Below are 21,492 nucleotides of genomic sequence, written 5' to 3' on the forward strand. Positions count from 1 at the left end.
GGATGCTTGGGTTTAGGAGATTATTTGGAGTTTTTCGCAGGCTATTCTAGCGGCTTCTTGTTCAGCTTTTTTCTTGGTAGCACCTTTTCCTTCAGAATAAGGTTCGCTATTGATATTTAATTCAACTTTAAACTCTTTAAACCGCTGGCTTCCTTCTACGGATTTTAGATTAAAGTCAATTTCTTTATTGTCTTTTTGTGCCCACTCAATGATTTTGCTTTTAAAATTAGTAGTGGTAGCAATGATATTATCCAAATCAAAAAATGGATTGATCAACCTGCTATTGATAAATTTTCTACAAAAATAATACCCTCTATCGAGGTATATGGCTCCTATAAGTGCTTCGAGGGTGTCGCCATATAAGGATTTGAAGCTATAAGGTACTTTAGTGCCCATCTCGGATTCTACGATTTTAGGCAATCCTATTTTTTGTCCTACTTGGTTTAAAGCTTCCCTATTTACAATTCTAGACCTTGTTTCGGTCAAAAAACCTTCATCACGATAGGGGAATTTCTGAAAGAGGTATTCGGCCACAATGGTGCCTAGTACCGCATCACCTAGGTATTCCAGGCGTTCATTACTTATTTTTACACCGGCTTTTATTTCCTTCGATGCAGAAACGTGTCTGAACGCAAGTCTGTAGAGAGATAAATTTAAAGGCTTGCTACCCACTATGTTTTTAATAGCGAAAGCAAGCCTTTTATCTTTCTTATTATAAGTTAGCTCTTGAATTCTGAGCAACCGAAGTAATTTCAAATTTATTCTTCTATTTTTCTGAAGATGATGGAGCAATTATGCCCTCCAAATCCAAAAGTGTTACTCAATACTACATTGACTTCTTTTTTCTGGGCTTTATTATAAGTGAGGTTCAATTTTTCATCCACTTCCTCATCATCAGTAAAGTGATTGATAGTAGGCGGAATAAGACTGTTTCTCATAGCCAAAATTGATGCTATGGCTTCTACAGCACCGGCAGCTCCCAGAAGGTGACCTGTCATGGATTTTGTACTACTGATATTAATTTTATACGCATGATCGCCAAAGATTTTTTTAATGGCTTTCACTTCACTTAGATCTCCAAGAGGAGTAGAAGTACCATGCACATTAATATAATCAATCGCTTCAGGTTGTAAACCGGCGTCTTCCAGTGCGAACTTCATCACATTGGCAGCTCCTCGTCCCTCTGGATGAGGTGCAGTAATGTGGTAGGCATCGCCTGTCATTCCACCGCCGATCAATTCAGCATAAATTTTGGCACCACGTGCTTTCGCATGTTCGTACTCTTCCAAAATCAATGCACCAGCTCCTTCCCCAAGAACGAAACCATCCCTGTCCTTATCAAAAGGTCTGGAGGCAGTCTTTGGGTCATCATTTCTTTGAGACAATGCCTTCAAAGCGTTAAACCCTCCTACACCTGCTTCAGTTACCGCTGCTTCCGATCCTCCAGAAATGAAGATATTGGCTTTTCCCAATCGGATATAATTGAATGCATCCAGTAGGGCGTTGGTAGCTGAGGCACAAGCTGAAACGGTAGCAAAATTAGGCCCTTGAAATCCATATTTAATGGAAATAAACCCTGCAGCGATATCAGCTATCATTTTAGGGATGAAAAAGGGGTTAAATCTTGGCGTTCCGTCTCCACCTGCAAATTCAGTGACTTCATCCTGAAAGGTTCTTAATCCACCTATACCAGATCCCCAGATTACTCCGGCTCTTGTAAGGTCAATCTTTTCAAGGTCAAGCCCGGAATCTTGCATGGCTTCCGCTACGGCTACCATTGCATATTGTGAATAAGGATCAATTTTTCTGGACTCTTTCCTGTCCATAAATTGAAGTATATCCAAATTTTTGACTTCGCAGGCAAATTGGGTTTTGAATTTTGAGGCATCAAAACGGGTAATAGGCGCAGCGCCGCTTACACCATTCGACAAACCGTCCCAGAATTCTGGAACGGTATTGCCGATTGGTGTAAGAGCACCTAAACCTGTTACTACAACTCTTCTTAAATTCATAAATGATTTTAAGTATGGGTTATTTTACGTTAGCTTCCAAATAGCTAACAGCCTGACCAACCGTGCCGATCTGCTCAGCCTGGTCATCCGGAATAGAAATGTTGAATTCTTTTTCGAATTCCATAATAAGTTCTACAGTATCTAAAGAATCAGCACCAAGGTCATTGGTGAAGCTCGCTTCAGGAGTAACTTCAGATTCTTCGACGCCTAACTTATCAACGATAATGGCTTTTACTTTTTGTGCAATTTCAGACATTTTGTGATCAGTTTAGTTTAAACACACCGCAAAGAAAATTATTATATACCTTAATGTCAAAAAAAATGACAAACTAAATTAAGAACTTTCACTCAGAGGTTGAAGTTGGAATAAAATTTTTACCTTTGAGCTTTTAAATTCTTCCTGAATGAAGAAAAGCAAACTTCTTTTTGAAACTACCTTTGATTTTGATCTTTTAGGCCTTGTAGCCCCTTTAAAGGACTATAAATTGGCTTGGCTGATCAATGGTGCTTTGGGAATAAGTCTAAAAAAAGCAGAAGATTATCATATGGAATTCTTAAATCAGCCCGATTTAATTATTTCTCAATTTATAATAAAAAAAGAACATGGATTCATACAGTTATTGAAAAACAAGTCTTATCCGGTAGGGGGGCACTCAAGATACTTGATACCTGAACTTCAAAGTATGGATTACTTTCTACTCTGCCAGGACTTTACAGATGAAGTGGATTTAAATACGTATATTGACGGCCTTTCTATAGTAAAAGGTATTCATAGTATAGTGAAAATTGATACTATAAAGTTAAAATCAAAAGAAAACCTGTTAACATATTAAATAAATAGAAAATGAGAGTACCTATTTTTAATAAAACCAAAATTTTAGCCACTATTGGACCTGCCAGTAATAATAAGGAAACCATTACAGAGCTTGTGATGGCAGGGGCTGATATTTTCAGGTTGAACTTTTCCCATGGCGATCATAGTATTCACGCAGAGGTAATCAAAACCATTCGTGAAATGAACGCAAGCATGAATATTAGTTCTGGTATTTTGCAAGATCTTCAAGGTCCGAAAATTAGAGTGGGTGAGATTGAAAATAATGAAGTTTTAATTAAACCAGGGGATCCTATAACCATAACTAACGATCCTGTGGTGGGAACAGCTCGCTTAGTAAGTACTGTTTATCAGAATTTGCCAAACGATGTTGAAGAAGGAGACAGAATCCTGATTGATGATGGAAATTTAGAGTTGGTCGTCCTTAAGACAGATGGTAAAAATGTAGATTGTACGGTAGTACATGGTGGTTTACTGAAATCTAGAAAAGGCATCAACCTACCCAACACCAAAATTAGTGCCCCATCACTTACAGAAAAAGACCTGATTGATCTTGAATTTGGCTTGGAAAATGAAGTCGATTGGATTGCCTTGTCATTTGTACGTAGTGCAGAGGACATTCTTGATCTTAGAGAAAGAATTACAAAAGCTGGTAAATTTTGTAAAATTGTAGCCAAAATAGAAAAACCTGAAGCGCTTGAAAATATTGATGAAATCATAAACGCAACAGATGCAATTATGGTGGCTAGAGGTGACCTGGGTGTGGAAGTCCCTATGGAAATCGTTCCGTTATGGCAGAAGAGAATGGTGGAAAAGTGTAAAATTGCTTGTAAGCCTGTAATCATCGCTACCCAAATGATGGAAAGCATGATTGTAAACCCTAGGCCAACTAGAGCAGAAACCAATGATGTGGCTACAGCTGTATTGGATGGTGCAGATGCGGTAATGCTTTCCGCTGAAACTGCCTCAGGTAAATTCCCTATTGCCGCTGTTAAAGCCATGAGTAGTATCATTGATCACATTGAAGTCAATGGAGATATCTATCATAATCTTTATAAAATTCGTGAAGATACAGAGAGCTATTTAAGTGATAATTTGTTGCTTATGGCAAGTAGATTGTCTAGAAATGTAAAAGCCAAGGCAATTGTAGGGATTACCGCTTCTGGATTTACGGCACTACGGATTTCTTCCCACCGTCCTTCTGCTGGTATCTTTATTTTTACTAGAAATAAAAAATTACTTACCCAGCTCAGTCTGGTTTGGGGTGTGAGGGCTTATTATTACGATAGTCAGGTTTCAACGGATGGTACCTTCCAGGATATTCAAGAGAGATTAAAATCCGAGAAACATGTTTCTGCGGGTGATATTGTCATTAACACTGCAAGTATGCCGCTGAAAGCGAAAGGAAGAACGAATATGTTGAAGATTCACGTGGTGGATTGATACCTTTTAACCTGGATTCCATGACCTCGGTATAAAGTAATGTTAGTTAACCAAGCTTGAGATTTTGGCGGTATTGTTGCTTTTTTTACGCAACAATGCTGACAAAATCTCGTCTAAAATATCTCTAAGCCATGGGCAATAACCCATGGCTATTGATTATAGTGTTGTATCTAGAACGAATTAGATGGATGAATCCGTAATTCCATCCCGTAAAAAAGCTTATTGTCTAGTTCGGGATAAAATATAAGGGATGTGTAAACATTTCGATGGAAAAATTACCTGTATAAAAAATGGCTACCCAATATGTTGGGTGGCCATTTTTTATACAGGTCTTTCAAGAAAGGGATAGTTGATTTACGAATGTCAGGGTGTCCTTTGTAGGAGCCTCATATTGATTCTGTGTTAAGTAGGTGTTAAATGTCCTCCGGCCCTTCAGGCTTTACTAAAATGACCTTCTCGCGGTCTACCTTTACAGCCCCTGGAAGAGAACCCTTAACCTTTCTTACATATTTGCAGGGAGTGTACATGACGGCTGCAAGCGATGCGGTTTTGTTTTTAGAATAGTGCGCCGCCAGTGCGGCTGCTCGTTCCAAGACCAGTTTGGTGGGTGACATTCCTGATTGCGTTTTGATGATTACATGTGATCCTGCCACATCTTTTGCATGGAGCCAGATGTCTTCTTTCCAAGTATACCTTCTTAGCAATTCATCATTGGCTTTCGCTGATTTCCCTACCCAGATCTCAAATCCTTCTGTTTCAAATCGTTTATAGGGTAATTGAAGCTGAGGCTGGACTTTTGAAAATCTATTTCCGGTTTTAATGAGAGACTTAATTGATTTGAAGTCTTCGGATTCATGTAGGAAATCTTCTTCTGCAGTGATTTCTTCAAGATCCTTTTCTTTTTGCGCCAGGTTTTTCCGCAATTGTTCAAATTCAATTTTCTTGTTTTTACTTTTTTTGTACAACTGCTCGGCAAACCTTTGTGGACTCAACCCTCTTTTCAAGACTATCTCCCTTGTCTCGTTGGCGTAAAAATCGAAAAGACTCACCTTTTCTGTTCCAGGGGGAATCTGGTGAAGGTTAGCCATGATTATGTCTGCCGTTTGGCTGGGAGGAGGTTCATTTTCCATTCCTTCCAGTTTCTGGCTGGTTTTATTTATATAATTTATTGTTTTTTTACGTTTCTCAGTAAGGGTTCGAAGCAATTGGTTTTTAACATTTTCGAAATTTTTTCTAACGACTGCCTTTTGGAAATATAGGTTGCATGCCTCCAAAGGGTCAGTAGTGCTTGCAATAGGACACTTACAAGGCAAGAGGGTAAGGAAATAGTTTTCGTTTTCACTGAAAACAGAGAAAAACGGACTTTCGAGCATGTCCATCAGGTCTACCATCAGTGTATACCGGGTTTCCATATCGGCTTCCAAATAACCTGCTTCTTTGAGCCAGGCTCTAGGCAGTTTACCTAATGTGGGTAGAAATTGAGAAGCATTCCCCTCCAGGTCGAAGAACCTATCCCTAGTTAATAGTAGAGATTTCTCAAGGTCCTGAATTTGCAATGCCATGTCTTCTTTAAGCTCTTTTCTGAAAATAGTAAAAGGAGTGGCTTCTAGATCTTTGAAATACAATAGGTTAGATCTGCTTCCATGCATTTTGAATAATAAGGCCTCCGTGTCATCCAGGGTGATGTAAAAGGCCCTTTCAAAATTTAATAATTTGATATCCGTTACTTTTTTGCCAATTATTTCAGGAAATAGATCAACGTTGTTTTTTTTGCTTCTTTTAAAATCCTTGGGAAAACTTAAACTGGTATTGGAAGGGAGTAACAATGCCCTGATGAAAAAGGGCGTCCCATCAAGTTTGTTTACTTCAATGATAAGTTCTTCTTTGTTTTGAGAAAAACAGGCGGAAATTGTACCCCCAAGAATTTCATCATTTAAAGAAGGACACAAAAATTTAAAGAAGTGATAATTAAGGTGCATGTTAAAGGTGCAATTTCAGGCCATCATAGGAAATGGCAACGTTAGGAGGTAAGGTAGTCGTCACATCCTGGTGTGTGCCCATCTGATGGCTAATATGCGTTAGGTATGCCTTTTCAGGAGCTATTAAAGCGATGAACTCCAAAGCTTCTGAAAGGGTAAAATGGGAAATATGTGGTTTTATTTGTAATGCGTTGATTACTAGTATTTTGCTCCCTTTTATTTTTTCAATTTCTTCTGGTGGAATATAATTGGCATCGGTGATATAGGTGAAATCGCCAATCCTGTAACCCAATACAGGTAGTTTGTTATGCATTACTTGTATCGGGATGATTGGAATTCCTTGTATTTCAAATGGCGAATTAGAAATTTTATTGAGAATAACCCTTGGAACTCCAGGGTATTTGGTTTTGGCAAAAATATAGGAGAACTCACCTTTTATTTGTTCTAACACCTGATCTGTTCCATACAGTGGAATATCCATCTGTTGTTTGAAATTGAACGGGCGAATATCGTCAAGTCCTGCAGTATGGTCTTTGTGCTCATGGGTATAAAGAACGGCGTCAAGGTGTGTCACAGCCTCTGTAAGCATCTGTGCCCGGAAGTCTGGCCCAGTATCTATGACAATGCTTAATCCGTCTATTTCCAGGTGCACAGAAGACCTGAGGCGTTTGTCTCGATAGTCCAAAGAGGAGCAGACTTTACAATTACAACCAATTACCGGTACACCCTGGGATGTGCCAGTTCCTAAAAATGTGATGTTCAAAGCTTCAGTTCTGTTTGTTTAAGTTCAATAAGGAAATCCTGTTGCTTTTGATTATCAAAGGACTGTGGGTTAAAATCAAGTGTTTTAAGGAGGTCCAGCAAAGCATTGATTTTGCCTTCAAGCGTGAAATATTTATTGACAATAACAATCTTAGTGTCTTTTAAAATACAATAACCAGATTTAAAATTACCTTTCTCATATCTCAAATGATACTCTGATGAGGCAAAAATATTTTCCAGTTTATCCAAAAAGTTTTTGGTGTATTTTATGGCCATTTTATTTGTAAATGTGTTTTTTTACAGTGGACAATAATAAGTCATAATCTAAAGGTTTCTGAATATAATCATCTAAACCCGCCTTTTTAAAATCATCCAGGGTGTAATTTTTATAATTGCCAGTAATGGCGATAATAGGAATCTTAGACTTTACTGGGTCTGAAAGTTTTCGGATGGCTTTGGTACAAACTATACCATCCATTACCGGCATATTTATATCCATAAGAATTAAATCAAAATCCTCTTTGTCAAGTTTGTCTAGAACCTGCTGACCATTTTTAACGGCAGTCATTGAAAAATTTTCGAAGGATAGTACATTCCTTGTTAGATTGATTATAACCGAACTATCTTCAGCTACCAATACTTTTTTTGCATCACTCATATTTCATAAAAATTTTATCGTTTTCTACCAACTGTTTGAATTTACTTAGGCTGGACTTCAATTGATCAATATCATCATTTATTCCTTCGGTAGTGGAATTTTTGATTTTTTTCTCAAACAAAGCAGTTACCTTATACATCATATTTACACCGAGTGTACCTGAATTACCTTTCAATATGTGAAGTTTTTCTCCAATTTCTTCAAATTTATTGAAATCTGCCAATATTTTTATTTCTTCCGTGAGGTTTTCAGCCTCTTCTAAAAAATCGTTGTAAACCGATTTAATATTATCCAAGCTGTGGTATTTTAATAATTGCTGGATTACTGATTCATTTATATCGACTTCAATGTCTTTTTCCTTTTCAGGAATATTTATTCTAGTTTTAATTTGATTTAAGTGGAAATGGATCGCCTCTAACAAGTCCTTAGGCTTTACCGGCTTGGCAATAAAATCATCAAAGCCTGTCGATAAAAAATATTCCCGGTCTCCTTGATTTGAGTAAGCCGAAATAGCTATAACAGGTATGTCCGTAATCTCCTCCTCCTTTATTATTTTAAGACAACTTATCCCATCTAGCTTGGGCATCTGTATGTCCATCAATATGATGTCATATTTGTTGTTTTTTAATAATTCTATCGCTTCTAGTCCATCTGATGCCGATTCAAAAAAATAATTGTGTCCGATTACATTTTCAAATACCTTCCGATTTAGGGCATTGTCGTCTACTATCAAGACTTTTTTGTTTTTCATGGGCAAATTTCCTTAAATTCGGAGCTTAAAATAGCTAACTGAATCTTGACTCCATTAAATAAAATAATCCTGGTGATTGCAGGTCCAACCGCAGTTGGGAAAACTGATTTGTGCATAAATTTAGCCAAAAAATTTAATACCGTCATAATTTCTTCCGATAGTAGACAATTTTTTCAAGAAATTAATATAGGAACTGCCAAACCTTCTGATAAAGAGCTGGTTACGGTGCCCCATTATTTCATTGGAAATAAATCAATTCACGATCCATATGATGTTAAGAGGTATGAATCTGAAGCCCTCACTTGTATTAACGCATTGTTTAAAGAGAAAGATTTATTGATTTTAACAGGCGGGTCTGGCTTATATACTGACGCTGTAGTTCAAGGGATGGATCATATTCCTGATATAGACTCAGGAATACGTGAAGAATTAAATTCCCTGTATGCAAAAGAAGGGATTGTTCACCTCCAGGAATTATTAAAAAAATTAGACCCTGATTATTACGAAAGTGTTGATAGGCAAAATCCTCAACGCTTGATCCGGGCTCTTGAGGTTTGCTTGGGAACAGGTGCCCCTTTTAGTAGTTATAGGGTTAAAAAGAAGGTCTTCCGGCCGTTTAAAACCATCAAAATAGCCTTAAACAGGGAAAGGGATGAATTGTATGAAAGAATAGATAAGCGAATGGATAACATGATTCGAAATGGACTTTTTAATGAAGCCAAAGAAATGTATCCCTATAAAGACTTAAATGCGCTAAATACAGTTGGGTACAAGGAGATTTTCGCCTACATGGATGGGGCCTATGACAAAGAAGAAGCCATAAGACTACTTAAAAGAAATTCTCGTAGATATGCAAAAAGACAAGTGACTTGGTTGAAAAAAGACAAAGCATACCATTGGTTTCATCCAGATGAAATCAATGGTATGCTCGAACTTATAAATGCTCAAAGGGAGTGATGCCTCATAAGCGTTGCCACGAAACTGTAAGGTTTTGTTTCAATTAACTTGTTATAATTGTAACGAAGCCTTTTCACTTCACCCAATTTTTGTCGGATGGCAATTGTTTGGTTTTGAGACTCACCTGTTTTTTCTTCCTCACTTAGGGATTGTAATAATCTTTCTGCTTCCTTAATATCGAGCACATCCGGTATATGGTAATCGATATTACTTGTTTTGGGGATGCTTCTAATTGTGGAAGAAATGTTTTTTAACTCACCCTCAAAGAGCTGTTTTTTTTGTCTAAAATTTTGATGAACCACCATCACAAATAGAAAAACAAAACCTCCAAGGGTTAAGAAAATTGGAATAAAGCCCATGGTTAAATACTTAATATTTCCTGAAGCTTAAAATAGTCTTTATTCAAAGGCTTGTTTTTGTTGATACAATCATCAAATGGTGTGTAAACTACCTGGTCGTTTATTATTCCAGCCATGCAGTTGTATTGGCCGTTTATTAAGCCCTCTACAGCGGCCAATCCACTTCTGCTACCCAATAGTCTGTCTTTAGCGGTAGGGCTTCCTCCGCGTTGAATGTGGCCTAATGTAGTTACTTTGAATTTTTTTTCATCACCAATGAATTCCGTTTTCACTTTCTCCATAATAGTATTCGCCCCACCTTCTTCATCACCTTCTGCTACTACCACAATACTAGAAGTTTTTGTTTTTCTCAAATTCTTCAGGTATACAGATACTTCGTTAATAGTAGTGGTGGTTTCAGGTATCATCACCATTTCAGCACCACCGCCTATGGCGCATTCTATAGCGATGTAGCCACTATCTCTTCCCATTACTTCTACAAAAAATACGCGGTCGTGAGCTGCAGCAGTATCTCTTATCTTGTCTATAGCCTCTAAAGCAGTGTTAACTGCTGTATCAAAGCCAATGGTGTAATCTGTGCCGTAAATGTCATTGTCAATGGTGCCCGGACAACCTACGACAGGAATACCAAATTCCTCATAGAAAACTTTGGCTCCAGTAAAAGTGCCATCTCCTCCAATGGCAACGAGTCCTTCTATACCGTGTTTAGATAGTTCATCATAAGCTTTTTGACGCCCCTCTTTGGTGCGAAACTCATTGCTTCTGGCAGATTTTAAGATTGTGCCTCCTCTTTGAAGAATATTGCTTACAGAATGGGATTGCATTTTTTTAATGTTGCCATTAATAATGCCATCATATCCGTATTTGATTCCATAAACTTCCAGGTTATAATAAATCCCTGTTCTAACGACTGCCCTTATACAAGCATTCATTCCTGGAGAATCCCCACCAGAGGTATATACTGCAATTTTTTTCATATCTATATTTCATTAATGAGCAATACCCAGTTTCCCGGTAAAAGGAGTTACCTGCCAAATTCCGAGTAAATCTGAAATGTAAAATTAACCAATTACCAGTACACACTTAATATTTGGCTAAAAAAAAAGGATGAAAATTTAATTCCATCCTTTAAGTAATTTAAGCGTTCTGCGATTTGGCAGCTCTGTTTCTTTCGTTTTCTTCCAAATGGACTTTTCTCATCCGAATACTTTTTGGAGTAATTTCGAGATATTCATCTTTTTGGATATATTCCATAGATTCTTCTAGTGAGAATTTTTTGGCTGGAGCAATTTTTGCGTTGTTATCCGATCCTGATGCACGCATATTGGTAAGTTGTTTACCTTTCTGTACGTTTACCACGATATCGTTGTCTCTTGAGTGCTCGCCAATAACCATACCAGTGTAAAGGTCATCTCCTGGATCCACAAAGAAGTTTCCTCTATCTTGCAATTTATCAATGGCATAAGCCGTGCACTGACCTGAGTCCATAGAGATCAATGAACCGTTGATTCTACCTGGGATAGGGCCTTTAAATGGCTCATAGGAAGAGAAACGGTGGTTCATGATCGCTTCACCTTGTGTCGCTGTCAATACATTGTTCCTCAATCCAATCAATCCTCTGGAAGGAATGCTAAACTCAAGGTGTTGTAAATCTCCCTTAGGTTCCATTACCAAAAGCTCTCCTTTTCTCTGGGTGGCCAGCTCTATTACTTTACCTGCAGATGTTTCAGGTACGTCTACTACTAAGGTTTCAATAGGTTCATGCTTAACGCCGTCTATTGTTTTGTAAATAACCTGAGGCTGACCTACTTGTAATTCATAGCCTTCCCTTCGCATTGTTTCGATAAGAACTGACAAATGGAGAATACCTCTACCATATACCAAGAATTTATCTTCACTATCAGTGGCTTCTACTCTTAGTGCAAGGTTTTTCTCTGTTTCCTTCATCAACCTTTCTCTCAAGTGGCGAGAAGTAACAAATTTGCCTTCTCTTCCAAAGAAAGGGGAGTTGTTGATGGTGAAAAGCATGTTCATAGTAGGCTCATCTATTGAGATCCTTTCTAATGCTTCTGGGTTTTCAAGATCTGCAACAGTATCTCCAATATCAAAACCTTCTATACCCGTGATGGCACAAATGTCTCCGGCTTGGACTTCCGTTACTTTATTTTTACCTAGTCCTTCGAAAACATGAAGTTCTTTGACTTTAACTCTTTTTACTACGCCGTCTTCTTTGCAGAGCGCGTATTGTTGTCCTTCTTTGATACTTCCTCTCTTGATCCTTCCAATGGCTATACGGCCAACGAAATTTGAATAATCTAAAGAAGTGATTTGCATCTGAGTGGTACCTTCTTCAATTTTTGGCTCCGGTATGTATTTAACTACCGCATCCAAAAGAGGGAAAATGGTGTCATTAGGATTTTTCCAATCTTCACCCATCCAGTTGTTTTTGGCTGAACCGTACAAGGTGTGAAACTCCAACTGCTCTTCAGTTGCATCCAGGTTGAACATTAGATCAAAAACTGCTTCATGAACTTCATCAGGACGACAGTTCTCTTTGTCCACTTTATTGATCACTACTATAGGTGTAAGACCAAGCTCAAGTGCTTTGCCCAATACAAATCTAGTTTGGGGCATAGGTCCTTCAAAAGCGTCAACCAAAAGAATAACACCATCTGCCATTTTCAAAACCCTTTCAACTTCTCCGCCGAAATCAGCGTGACCAGGGGTGTCTATTATGTTAATTTTGGTATCTTTATACCTAATAGAAACATTTTTTGAAAGAATGGTAATTCCTCTTTCCCTCTCCAGATCATTGCTGTCCAATATAAGGTCATCAAATTGCTGATTTTCCCTGAAAAGTTTTGAGGCGTGTATTATCTTATCTACCAAGGTTGTTTTTCCGTGGTCAACGTGTGCAATAATTGCAATATTTCGAATACTCTGCATGTGTAATGTTATTAAGATGCAAAAGTAAGAATTAAATTTCGGAAAAGTATTTAAATCTGTTATAGATAATTATAAAATAATATATTTTATCAAATAAGATAGCCTTTGTTCCAAATGTTATTTTACCTTAAAAGGTTTGCTTTTTAATACTACGTTTGATCCGGGATACGTTGTATCCATACTATTTTCTGCCGTAATCAAAATCATTGTAGGCTTGTACATGGTCTCTCCTTCAAAGGATGCTTTTCCCCTATTGCTGAAAACACCTCTGTTGTTTGAGATCTCTCCAAGTTTAGTTATTCCTTGACCAGAAGCCTCTATCCAGACCATATAGTGCTTTTTTGGTGGAGACAATCGCTCTGGGAGTGCCAGGTTGTTGATGTTTATTTTTACATCATAGGCACCTTCTTTGTTTTTACTGATGGTAGCGGTAGGTTCTGCTGCCGGTACAATATTGGAAACTGGGAAGGTGACTTTAGTAGAACAAGCCGAAAAGGCTAGGAGCACTGCAAACACTGTTAAGTAAGTGAAATAACTTTTTTTAGTAAGTAGGTATTTTTTCATTTTTTTTTGTTTTTGGTTTGCCATTTTATTTTAAACAATATCTGATATTAACCTGAAGCACAGTGAAATGTTCATTTTTTTATTAAGGGGAAATGATTAATTTCCCAAAGAGATCGATACAAAATGAGTTGATTCGGTGCTGTGTTATTGGTGAAAATTTAGATAAAGGTCCTATTTCACAACCAATTTAAATTCTGAGGGTGGAAGTCTAAATTCCTTCTTTTACTTTAAAGGGTTTTGGCCCTCTCCATCAGACATGAATACCCAACTAACTTCCCCAATATTGTCCGGCTTTTGAGAATCAACCGTGGAAATGGAGCCTTTCCATTTTCCATTGGGTTCCTTGGATACATTTATATCTCTCCAAGAATAGTGCCCATTTTCATAATCAAATGATATTCCATCATCATCATATAAAGTATAGTGACCAGGTGATTCTCCATAATGAAGTATTTGCAAATCGAAACTTTGGTTTTTACCAGGTGCATGAAGCATGGGTTCCATTAATGGGACAATTCCGCCATCTTTGACAAAGACCGGGATTTGGTCTAAGCGAGCGTTGATTGTAATGATTTCACCATTTCCTACATATTTTCCTGTGTAAAAATCATACCATTTTCCCTTTGGCAATACCACTTTTCGGGTATCTTCTCCTGCAAAGATTGGTGCAACCAATAAGGAAGGGCCAGCCATGTATTGATCATTTAATTCTTTTTTTATTGCCTCATTGTAGGGATTCTCTTCCAGATTTGAAATGCCATTTATTTGCTTCTCATTATTAATAGAAAATCCATTTTCAAGTTGCATGGCCCTGAAAGGCGGGATTCCCTCAAAATGATAAAGGGCAAAACTACTGTACCAGTAAGGCATCATTTTCATTCGTAATAGTGCCATTTCTTTTACTTCCTCTGCTACCTCAGGATAGGACCAGGGCTTTGTGCCGCTGGCCCAGGCATTGATCATCGCCATGGGAGAAAAAACAACGGTCTGGAATCTTCTTAGCCATTCCTCAGAACTTTTTGAAGCCCTGGCTTCAGGTGTCCACAAAAGACCCGAAAATCCACTGTTAATCAATGCCGTTATAAAGTCTTTATGGTCATAGTAGTCATTGTAAATGACATAAGGAAAAGAAACTCCACCGCCGTTAGAAGCCCTCACCAGCCCATAAGTTCTCCGATTTTGCTCTCTGAAAAGTTCACTGGATTGCTTTTGTACCAGCAAGCCGTAAGTTTGGCGAAGTTGTTCAGCCGCGAGTCCAGAAGGAAATTGAGCCACATCCGGCCACAGCCAACGGTCGTATCCGTCAACTTCATCAATCTTATATCCGCCAATGCCCGGAATGATATGGTCATCTTTGAAAGGCTTCCAATAAATTTTTTGTGCTTCAGGAATGCTAAGGTCTGGAACAGCACCAGCCCATACTGTATGACTTCCGTAATAGGGCTTGAGTTTGTCATAGAAGCTGGCTTCCGGAGAAACATATGGGTTGATCCAAAGATTTAAACTGATGTGTTTTTCCTTCAGTTTTTGAATCAATTGTTCTGGAGATGGAAAACGACTTTCATCCCATGCAAAGGTGTTGGGATAAGACTTGCTCTGCCAACCTGGCTCGAGCCCTATGAAATCCAATGGAAAACCTCTTTCTTCAAATTCATTCACTTCTGCCAATACCTGGTTCTGGTCCAAAAGCCGATGCACTCTTTGTGTAAAACCTAGTCCCCATCTTGGTGGGATAGGCCCTCCTCCATTGAATAAATTAAAACGCTGAACAGCTTCCAGCATGGATGGCCCGGCAAAAACATAAAAGACAACTCCCTTGGCGGGAACAAGAATCTCAACTGCGTCAGAATATGGAGACGCAGTCCATGCTGGATTGGTGTTCCTATCCAATGCTTCTGCGGGGTTTTTACTGTCTAACCGAGAACCTGTTCCGGCATAAACGTCCATATACCTTGATGAATTAATGAAAACACCGTATCCTTTACTGGTTACATAGAAGGGGACGGGGGCATGGGTCCTTCCATTGTCCTGCCCTCCATAATGATCTACATGAAGACGCATGATTCTGCCCCTTTTATGAATGGTTTTGAAATTTAATCCAAATCCATAAACCTCCTCCGTTTTATCAAGAGGGAATTGCAAATAAGTTTTGCCATCCAATACTTTGGCCTTGATCTCCTCTTTGCCAATTGGGAAGGGCGCTTGTCCCAAGTCTGAAAGGGCAGAAGCATTAGGTTGCGCATCCGCAGCAGTTAGGAGGTTGTATTCCTCAGCTTCTCCAACAGTTCCTTTCCAAACCCCTGGAGCGATACTTTCCCAAGCAATTTGCTGGGCATTAACTTGGTAAATAGTACAGGTAAGAAAACAAAATAACAACAGGTATCTCATGGCTTTAAAATTATTGTCTTTCAAATAGAAATATTAATAAAGTAAAAAAGATTAAAAAGGCATCTTGATAGGTACCTCGTGTAAAACAATAGTACTATTTAATCATTCCAGCGTATATTTGAAATATAAATTTGAAGACTCGATGCGAATGACCCTTAATAAACTAAATAATTGGCTTTTACCAGTACTATTAATCATGAGTACCACCCCTCTCTTTTCACAGGAATTATGGCAAATTAGGCAAGTGACCCATCAAGCCCAGAACCACGCGATGGACAATAACCAAAATTTTTCTCCCGACGATGCATGGATAGTTTATGATACAAGGCCTGACGAAGGAGGGATCGGAGAAAATGCTATCATTGAAAAAGTAAATATTGCAACTGGTAAAACTAAAGTTGTCTACAAGACCAAAAATGCCGATGAATTTGGACCTGGAGTAGGGGCTGTAAGTTATCATCCTACAGAAAATGAAGTCGTTTTTATTCATGGCTTACCGCCTACCAGTAAAGAAAAACCATATGCGATGCACAGGAGACTGGGGAAAATAGTTAATGAATCAACCCAGACTTCTTATTGGATGGACAGCAGGGATGTAATGGCTCCTTTTACTCCGGGAGCTTTGCGTGGAGGAACGCATAGGCATCAATGGAGCGGTGATGGAAATTGGCTGGGGTATACTTATAATGACGCCCTAATGTTTGATTTGGAGGAAAAGACAGGAGAAACGCATAATCTAAGAACAGTGGGGGTGTCTACAAGAAATATAAAAAGCCCTAAAGTCTCAACCAAAACCGGTGAAAATTTTCAGGGGGAATGGTATTCCGTACTCTTGGTAAAAGTGGTGCCTGCTCCAGGGCCTGGAAGTGAGGAAATCAGCAAGGCCTATAGTGATTGGTGGGTAGGACAAAATGGCTATCAAAAATCAGATGGGAGTTGGCAACGGGCAAGGGCATTTTTAGGAGATCTTGTGACCAGCAAGGGTGAGAAACTTACAGAGGTTTTTGTGGTTGATGTGCCAGAAGATATAAGTATTGAAGGTGCTGAAGGACCTTTAGCCGGGACTTCAACGACCATGCCCATGCCTCCAGCGGGCGCCAAAACCAAAAGGCTTACCTTTACTGAAGGAGAAAAATACCCTGGAGTCACTACAGAATTTAGACATTGGGTGACTTCTTCTATGGATGGAGCCTTCTTAAGTTATTTAGCCAAAGACAACAAAGGAATCGACCAGGTTTTTATAATACCAGTAAATGGAGGTACGCCTAAACAGGTTTCCTTTCATTCTACCTCAGTGCAGAGTACCGTTAGGTGGCATCCTAAAACAAGAGAGTTTGCCTATGTCTGTAATGACCAGATTTTTGTCAATACGATAGATGAGAAAATGAATCCTGGCAAAGCCAATGCAATTAGCCCGGAATTTGGAACGCGAACCTATGCTATAAATTATTCCAACGATGGTAAAAAAATAGCTTTCAACCAAGAGGTTGAAAGCCATGTGCAAATTTTTGTAGCTGAAAGACCTTGAGTTAGTTTTTCAGTTCATACCATTCGATGTTCATCAATGGTGCCCTACGGCCAGCGTTACTCTGGGTGGCGTCTTCTGGAGCATAGTTTTTCGATAGATAATCGAGGATTATGTCTTCTTGTGTGCCCAGGTCCCAAAGGTTTTGGCTGCTTTGCATCCATCTTATCATTTTTTCCCACCCAGCCCTATCGGCGTGATTCTGTGTGACCAGTTTAGCAGAGTGACAAGCGGTGCAATTTGCGATGACAAGGTTAAGGCCTTCATCCGCAATGAAACCAGTTGGCATATGAATGCCATTTTCTATTTCCGATGCCAAAGGGTTTGCTTCTATTGGTGCATCAGCTTTAATGAATTCCCCATCAGCTAAGGGTGTTTCTTTAATTGACCACAGGTAACCGCCGATTGCTACCAAGACGATTAGTACTGTGATTAGGATTACTTTTAATTTTCCCATTTTAAGCTACTTTTATGGCGATTCTATGACAAGCGTTGTTTAGATATCCTTTAGGATTCCATCCTGGGGTAACCATCGGCTGACTAAGGCCAGTATTGTCAGTGGCTTTGGCCCACACTTCGTAGTATCCATTTTGAGGAAAGTTTATAGTGGCTTTAAAATGTTGCCAGGCATAGCGATTGACAGCTTTCTGAAGGTTACATGGATGCCATGTAGCTCCAAAATCAATGGAATATTCTACTTTACTTATGCGCTCTGCACCTGTCCAGGCATGTCCTCTTATTTCAAGGGCTTGGTTTGATTTAATCATTGCGCCTGACTTAGGATAAGAAACCAGTGATTTCACAGGCATGCTTTCAATGATTTTCATGTCCTCATTCTTCACCTGAGCACCTGGTTCAACTGTGAATTTGGGTACTGAATAGGAAGGGGCTGCCATTTTCTCACCATCGTGAACCTTGTCCCGGATGGATAAAGCCTCCAGCCACTTTCCTGAAACTGATGCAGGAAAGCCAGAAGCGATCAAACGCAAAGGATGCCCGTGGGCAATAGGAATGTCTTCTCCGTTCATGGCAAAAGCTAAAATCGTATACTCATCCATGGCTTTTGCAATGGGGATCCCTCTGGAAATGGGTTCTTTGTTAGGGTCTCGGCTGATGTGTTTGTCGGCACCATGGTAGCCTATGTATACCGCATTGTTTTTTATGCCTGCGTCTTTCAATAAATCCTTTAAACGGATGCCTGTCCATTTGGCACAAGATACAGCACCTAAAGACCATTGGTTCCCTTTTGCAGGGGGATAGTATTCTTTTCTGCCATTCCCACCACATTCCAAAACAAGTTGGTAAGTATGAATAGGAAATTTTGTTTTTAAGTCTTTCAGTGTGTAAGTTTTCTCTTCATCTATGGACTCTCCTTTGATGGTCAAGGTCCAATTTTCCACCTCTATTTTTTCAGGAATCAGGCCATTGTTCCTGATGAACATTTTATCTGAGGGTGTGACTGCATCATCCAGTAAATGGGCTTTTGATTCCACATTCCAGGGCTTGTCATTGAGCACAATCATTTCCTTATTCTTGCCGAAAAGTGTAAAGGGGTCATTGTCTTGCTCTAGTGCCACAGGGGTGTAATTTTCCGGAAGGGCAAAGACTACATTAGTACCTAGTAAGGCTGCCATTGAGCTTAATGCTGTCTTTTTTATGAAGTTTCTCCTATTTGGATTTTCTGTTAATGCCATAGGTATTCTGGTTTCAAATGAAATTGTAAATTAAACCATTTTAACCAGAAATAGGCAAGCGAAAACCTATATTATCTCTAATATATATGAGGGATCATTTATGTCCATTGAGGGAAAAAGGTAACTATGAAAGGTTTGCCAATATCCTATTCTAATGCTTAGGGCATGATTTAGGTGTCATCTCCCTTTGCTTTTAGGTAGTTCTCCTTATTCTTAATAAAACCAAAACAGAAGAAATGCTGGGTTGAAAGTGGGCGAATCCTAGAGAGCTATAAATCAAAGGCTGGTATCAGGACATATAATGTTCAGCAGAGTACCTTAGGGCTTTTGTTTTTTCATTTTTGACTGAATGATCACCTGGATTTAACTGACATTAAAGTAATTGTTTAATTCTTCGGTCATATGGCTTTTGTCCTCCAAATCCTTAATAATTATACCTTTTTCAAGTAGCACTATTCTTTCGCAAATTTCGGCCACATGATTAAGGTCATGGCTTGAGATTAAGAAGGTCACCAGGTTTTCTTCTTTCTCCTTTAGGATTAATTTCTTTAACCTGATCTGCGAACTTGGGTCAAGGTTTTCAAAAGGTTCATCGAGCAATACTGCCTCAGGTTTTCCCAGTAGTGCGGCTGCGATTCCCACTTTTTTAATATTTCCTTTGGAGAGGTCTCTAATGTATTTTTTGGTTTCTAAAATTTCACCATTAAAAAAATCGTGGAATTTCTCCAGATGTATCTGAAGGTCCTCCTCTGAGAGGCGATAAATCTTTCTAAGGGCAGTGAAATACTCTTCGGGGCTAAGGTAGGAGAGAAGCATGTTTTCATCCAGGTAGGCACCCACTTTAGTTTTCCATTGTTCACCTTTACTTACTTCCTCTTCATCTACGGTTACAGCCCCCTCTGTAGCCCTGACAAGATCCAACATGACACGAAAAAGGGTAGTCTTTCCTGCTCCATTGTTCCCTACCAAGCCGAGGCATTGACTCTTGGGGATGATGAGGGATGGGATATCCAAAACGGTAGTGTTTCCGTATATTTTCTTTAATGCTTCTATTCTAATCATAACTCTTGACGGAATGCTGCTGAAATTTCATACTTTTTATCTACTACAGCATCTGCCATTTTAGTAGAGATCATTGGGAAAATGAGTAAACCAAATCCGCCTATAACACTTAATGCTAACAATCCAGAATAGTCACCAAACCAATATGCCACAGGAAGAAAAACCGCATAGGGTACAGCTATCAATGGAATGATCATTAGGAATTGGGAGATACCCATGCCTTCATAATTAAATACAGAGCCCTTGTTGAGGTTCATCGGCTTGGGTTTCCATAGTGCCATGTAAATTACAAGGTGTATGGTTACACCCATATTAAACAAAAAGGTAGCCAGGTGGATAAGCAATACATTCCATCCAAAGTATACATAAGGTACAGAGAGTATGAAGCATAGAAATGAAATCCCTGTAAACAAAAGGTATTTTCCTTTTACCAATGCCCTTAAACCATTTTTTTGGTGCACATAAAAGTCAAAGGTTGGCGAGTTCCAACTTAGAAATAATTGCCCGTATTGAAGCATGAATATTCCTGTAATAAAAGTACCTACAAATATAAATAAGTAGCTGAATCCGCTTTCTTGCACATAAGCAGGATTGTTGTAAAATATCAATCCGTAGAGCAGAAATAGTAGACATAAGGTAAGATAGGTACGGCTCTTTTTATGCCTGATTATTAATTTCCATTCCAAATTTGCCATCTCACCGGCGAGCCCGAATTTGGATAAAAATCCTAAGTCCTGGTTGGCAAATTGAAGATGATCTCCTTCCGAAAGTTCCTCTAAATAGGCATTTTGTCTGTAGAAGGCAAAACACAGAAAATAGCTTAAAATCAAAACCGCGACCAAAAGGAAAACAGGTACTGGGTTTTCAAGTGCAAAAGTAAAAACAGGTTCAAAAAAGGCTCCTAAATCATAGAGTCCTAAATAACTCGAACCTATGCTTATCAATAAGGCACTGAAAACGACCAGCGTGCCAATAAGACTGTCCTCAAATCGTTGTTTGAACCAAAGGACAAACCAATGCATGGACCAACTGGTAAGTAGCACTGCACCTAGCCATGCAAAAGCCGGAGCGGCGCCATAAATTGCCCTTAGTTCTATAATAGCAAAGGGCCCAAAGACTAACAATGCAATGATGTTCAGTGGAGAAAGGAAGCTGCAGACCAATAGGAAGTGAATGATAGCCGATTTGGCTATGGGTAAATGCAGGTAATTTTCCAAATTAATTACAGGAAGCTGTTGGATGAAATAACGATAAATCAGCTCTAACAAAAAGAAATACAGCAGGTTACTGTTGATAAAGTAAATGGCATCAGGTTTTTCCAGAACTTCCGTAATCAGCTTATTAAGAAACAGCCCCAAAAGAAGCAGGTAGCCTAATAATAAAACACCTATAAATAGCATAAATATGCCAATCGTCAAACTTCTAGCAAAAGAAGTGCTTCTTATCCTTTTTAATAATTCTAATTTTATCAGGATTTTCACCATATAGATAGCTGGGTTATTGTTGGGTTTTGTGGGTTCGAATTTCTAAAATATGAAAAATTTCCCCAAATGCAGTTAA

21 protein-coding genes are annotated in these 21,492 nt (G+C 38.8%); 4 read left to right on the plus strand and 17 right to left on the minus strand.

Translation table 11 applies throughout. The annotated features are described in order from the left end of the window. Positions 1-12: 12 nt before the first annotated feature. From rnc to AC0L7T_RS07655, 3 genes are read right to left on the minus strand one after another with little or no spacing between them, the layout of a single operon-like run. Positions 13-756 carry a ribonuclease III gene (rnc, locus tag AC0L7T_RS07645; RefSeq protein WP_473341948.1) on the minus strand — a complete coding sequence of 248 codons (744 nt, stop codon included), beginning with the start codon at positions 754-756 and terminating at the stop codon, positions 13-15. Positions 757-758: 2 nt separating this feature from the next. Then, positions 759-2,012: a beta-ketoacyl-ACP synthase II gene (gene fabF / locus AC0L7T_RS07650; RefSeq protein ID WP_473341949.1), complete on the minus strand. Its 1,254-nt coding sequence runs from the start codon at positions 2,010-2,012 to the stop codon at positions 759-761. Positions 2,013-2,031: 19 nt separating this feature from the next. Beyond that, positions 2,032-2,268 carry an acyl carrier protein gene (locus AC0L7T_RS07655; RefSeq protein WP_010855324.1) on the minus strand — a complete coding sequence of 79 codons (237 nt, stop codon included), beginning with the start codon at positions 2,266-2,268 and terminating at the stop codon, positions 2,032-2,034. Positions 2,269-2,416: 148 nt separating this feature from the next. Between AC0L7T_RS07655 and AC0L7T_RS07660 the strand changes: the two genes are divergently transcribed. Both AC0L7T_RS07660 and pyk read left to right on the plus strand, forming a co-directional pair. Then, the gene (locus tag AC0L7T_RS07660) at positions 2,417-2,845 is read left to right on the plus strand and encodes an IPExxxVDY family protein (protein WP_473341950.1); all 429 of its coding nucleotides are present in this window, start codon (positions 2,417-2,419) and stop codon (positions 2,843-2,845) included. Positions 2,846-2,856: 11 nt separating this feature from the next. Then, positions 2,857-4,287, plus strand: a complete 1,431-nt coding sequence (gene pyk / locus AC0L7T_RS07665; RefSeq protein ID WP_473341951.1) for a pyruvate kinase — start codon at positions 2,857-2,859, stop codon at positions 4,285-4,287. Between the two features lie 413 nt (positions 4,288-4,700). Here the strand turns inward: pyk and AC0L7T_RS07670 are convergent, their stop codons facing one another. Genes AC0L7T_RS07670 through AC0L7T_RS07690 form a run of 5 tightly spaced genes read right to left on the minus strand, consistent with a single transcriptional unit; the run spans position 4,701 to position 8,437 of the window. After that, positions 4,701-6,236 (minus strand): NFACT RNA binding domain-containing protein, encoded by a 1,536-nt coding sequence (locus AC0L7T_RS07670; protein WP_473341952.1) that lies wholly within the window; start codon positions 6,234-6,236, stop codon positions 4,701-4,703. A 31-nt stretch (positions 6,237-6,267) separates the two neighbouring features. Continuing rightward, a complete protein-coding gene (locus tag AC0L7T_RS07675; protein ID WP_473341953.1) occupies positions 6,268-7,029 on the minus strand; it encodes an MBL fold metallo-hydrolase in 762 nt (253 codons plus the stop codon). Beyond that, entirely contained in the window at positions 7,026-7,304 is a 279-nt protein-coding gene (locus tag AC0L7T_RS07680) for a hypothetical protein (RefSeq protein ID WP_473341954.1), read from the minus strand. Before AC0L7T_RS07680 ends, AC0L7T_RS07675 begins: the two co-directional genes overlap by 4 nt. Position 7,305: 1 nt before the next feature. Next, the gene (locus AC0L7T_RS07685) at positions 7,306-7,686 is read right to left on the minus strand and encodes a response regulator (RefSeq protein WP_473341955.1); all 381 of its coding nucleotides are present in this window, start codon (positions 7,684-7,686) and stop codon (positions 7,306-7,308) included. Further along, positions 7,679-8,437: an Hpt domain-containing response regulator gene (locus AC0L7T_RS07690; RefSeq protein WP_473341956.1), complete on the minus strand. Its 759-nt coding sequence runs from the start codon at positions 8,435-8,437 to the stop codon at positions 7,679-7,681. The genes AC0L7T_RS07685 and AC0L7T_RS07690 overlap by 8 nt, the downstream gene beginning before the upstream one ends. A 45-nt stretch (positions 8,438-8,482) precedes the next feature. Here AC0L7T_RS07690 and miaA point away from each other — a divergent pair, with 45 nt between their 5' ends. Further along, positions 8,483-9,394: a tRNA (adenosine(37)-N6)-dimethylallyltransferase MiaA gene (miaA, locus tag AC0L7T_RS07695; RefSeq protein WP_473341957.1), complete on the plus strand. Its 912-nt coding sequence runs from the start codon at positions 8,483-8,485 to the stop codon at positions 9,392-9,394. Here the strand turns inward: miaA and AC0L7T_RS07700 are convergent. The 5 genes from AC0L7T_RS07700 to AC0L7T_RS07720 form a co-directional block, all read right to left on the minus strand. Further along, positions 9,382-9,753 carry a hypothetical protein gene (locus AC0L7T_RS07700; RefSeq protein WP_473341958.1) on the minus strand — a complete coding sequence of 124 codons (372 nt, stop codon included), beginning with the start codon at positions 9,751-9,753 and terminating at the stop codon, positions 9,382-9,384. The two genes, miaA and AC0L7T_RS07700, sit on opposite strands and share 13 nt — an antisense overlap. A 2-nt stretch (positions 9,754-9,755) precedes the next feature. After that, positions 9,756-10,730 carry a 6-phosphofructokinase gene (pfkA, locus tag AC0L7T_RS07705; RefSeq protein WP_473341959.1) on the minus strand — a complete coding sequence of 325 codons (975 nt, stop codon included), beginning with the start codon at positions 10,728-10,730 and terminating at the stop codon, positions 9,756-9,758. Between the two features lie 160 nt (positions 10,731-10,890). Next, complete coding sequence (gene typA, locus AC0L7T_RS07710; RefSeq protein ID WP_473341960.1) at positions 10,891-12,699, minus strand: translational GTPase TypA; 1,809 nt, start codon at positions 12,697-12,699, stop codon at positions 10,891-10,893. Positions 12,700-12,816: 117 nt separating this feature from the next. Next, complete coding sequence (locus tag AC0L7T_RS07715; protein WP_473341961.1) at positions 12,817-13,263, minus strand: hypothetical protein; 447 nt, start codon at positions 13,261-13,263, stop codon at positions 12,817-12,819. A gap of 222 nt (positions 13,264-13,485) precedes the next feature. Then, positions 13,486-15,651 carry a TIM-barrel domain-containing protein gene (locus AC0L7T_RS07720; RefSeq protein ID WP_473341962.1) on the minus strand — a complete coding sequence of 722 codons (2,166 nt, stop codon included), beginning with the start codon at positions 15,649-15,651 and terminating at the stop codon, positions 13,486-13,488. Positions 15,652-15,847: 196 nt separating this feature from the next. Here AC0L7T_RS07720 and AC0L7T_RS07725 point away from each other — a divergent pair, with 196 nt between their 5' ends. Beyond that, positions 15,848-17,179 (plus strand): DUF3748 domain-containing protein, encoded by a 1,332-nt coding sequence (locus AC0L7T_RS07725; protein ID WP_473341964.1) that lies wholly within the window; start codon positions 15,848-15,850, stop codon positions 17,177-17,179. 1 nt (position 17,180) lies between these two features. On the opposite strand, the gene AC0L7T_RS07730 is transcribed toward AC0L7T_RS07725, so the two are convergent. The 4 genes from AC0L7T_RS07730 to AC0L7T_RS07745 form a co-directional block, all read right to left on the minus strand. Beyond that, positions 17,181-17,633 carry a hypothetical protein gene (locus tag AC0L7T_RS07730; protein ID WP_473341965.1) on the minus strand — a complete coding sequence of 151 codons (453 nt, stop codon included), beginning with the start codon at positions 17,631-17,633 and terminating at the stop codon, positions 17,181-17,183. A 1-nt stretch (position 17,634) separates the two neighbouring features. Beyond that, on the minus strand, positions 17,635-18,870 hold the full coding sequence (locus AC0L7T_RS07735; RefSeq protein WP_473341966.1) for a sulfite oxidase: 1,236 nt from the start codon (positions 18,868-18,870) through the stop codon (positions 17,635-17,637). Positions 18,871-19,233: 363 nt separating this feature from the next. Continuing rightward, complete coding sequence (locus tag AC0L7T_RS07740) at positions 19,234-19,932, minus strand: ABC transporter ATP-binding protein (RefSeq protein ID WP_473341967.1); 699 nt, start codon at positions 19,930-19,932, stop codon at positions 19,234-19,236. Beyond that, entirely contained in the window at positions 19,929-21,416 is a 1,488-nt protein-coding gene (locus AC0L7T_RS07745) for a DUF5687 family protein (protein ID WP_473341968.1), read from the minus strand. Before AC0L7T_RS07745 ends, AC0L7T_RS07740 begins: the two co-directional genes overlap by 4 nt. Positions 21,417-21,492: the final 76 nt, after the last annotated feature.

The organism is Cyclobacterium sp. 10D3-21 (genome assembly GCF_055809755.1).

Excerpts from the sequence above, each read along its gene's own strand:
- fabF (WP_473341949.1), bottom strand. The coding sequence starts at position 2,012 with ATGAATTTAAGAAGAGTTGTAGTAACAGGTTTAGGTGCTCTTACACCA.
- AC0L7T_RS07655 (WP_010855324.1), bottom strand. The coding sequence starts at position 2,268 with ATGTCTGAAATTGCACAAAAAGTAAAAGCCATTATCGTTGATAAGTTA.
- AC0L7T_RS07660 (WP_473341950.1), top strand. The coding sequence starts at position 2,417 with ATGAAGAAAAGCAAACTTCTTTTTGAAACTACCTTTGATTTTGATCTT.
- pyk (WP_473341951.1), top strand. The coding sequence starts at position 2,857 with ATGAGAGTACCTATTTTTAATAAAACCAAAATTTTAGCCACTATTGGA.
- AC0L7T_RS07680 (WP_473341954.1), bottom strand. The coding sequence starts at position 7,304 with ATGGCCATAAAATACACCAAAAACTTTTTGGATAAACTGGAAAATATT.
- AC0L7T_RS07685 (WP_473341955.1), bottom strand. The coding sequence starts at position 7,686 with ATGAGTGATGCAAAAAAAGTATTGGTAGCTGAAGATAGTTCGGTTATA.
- AC0L7T_RS07690 (WP_473341956.1), bottom strand. The coding sequence starts at position 8,437 with ATGAAAAACAAAAAAGTCTTGATAGTAGACGACAATGCCCTAAATCGG.
- AC0L7T_RS07700 (WP_473341958.1), bottom strand. The coding sequence starts at position 9,753 with ATGGGCTTTATTCCAATTTTCTTAACCCTTGGAGGTTTTGTTTTTCTA.
- pfkA (WP_473341959.1), bottom strand. The coding sequence starts at position 10,730 with ATGAAAAAAATTGCAGTATATACCTCTGGTGGGGATTCTCCAGGAATG.
- typA (WP_473341960.1), bottom strand. The coding sequence starts at position 12,699 with ATGCAGAGTATTCGAAATATTGCAATTATTGCACACGTTGACCACGGA.
- AC0L7T_RS07715 (WP_473341961.1), bottom strand. The coding sequence starts at position 13,263 with ATGAAAAAATACCTACTTACTAAAAAAAGTTATTTCACTTACTTAACA.
- AC0L7T_RS07720 (WP_473341962.1), bottom strand. The coding sequence starts at position 15,651 with ATGAGATACCTGTTGTTATTTTGTTTTCTTACCTGTACTATTTACCAA.
- AC0L7T_RS07725 (WP_473341964.1), top strand. The coding sequence starts at position 15,848 with ATGAGTACCACCCCTCTCTTTTCACAGGAATTATGGCAAATTAGGCAA.
- AC0L7T_RS07730 (WP_473341965.1), bottom strand. The coding sequence starts at position 17,633 with ATGGGAAAATTAAAAGTAATCCTAATCACAGTACTAATCGTCTTGGTA.
- AC0L7T_RS07735 (WP_473341966.1), bottom strand. The coding sequence starts at position 18,870 with ATGGCATTAACAGAAAATCCAAATAGGAGAAACTTCATAAAAAAGACA.
- AC0L7T_RS07740 (WP_473341967.1), bottom strand. The coding sequence starts at position 19,932 with ATGATTAGAATAGAAGCATTAAAGAAAATATACGGAAACACTACCGTT.
- AC0L7T_RS07745 (WP_473341968.1), bottom strand. The coding sequence starts at position 21,416 with ATGGTGAAAATCCTGATAAAATTAGAATTATTAAAAAGGATAAGAAGC.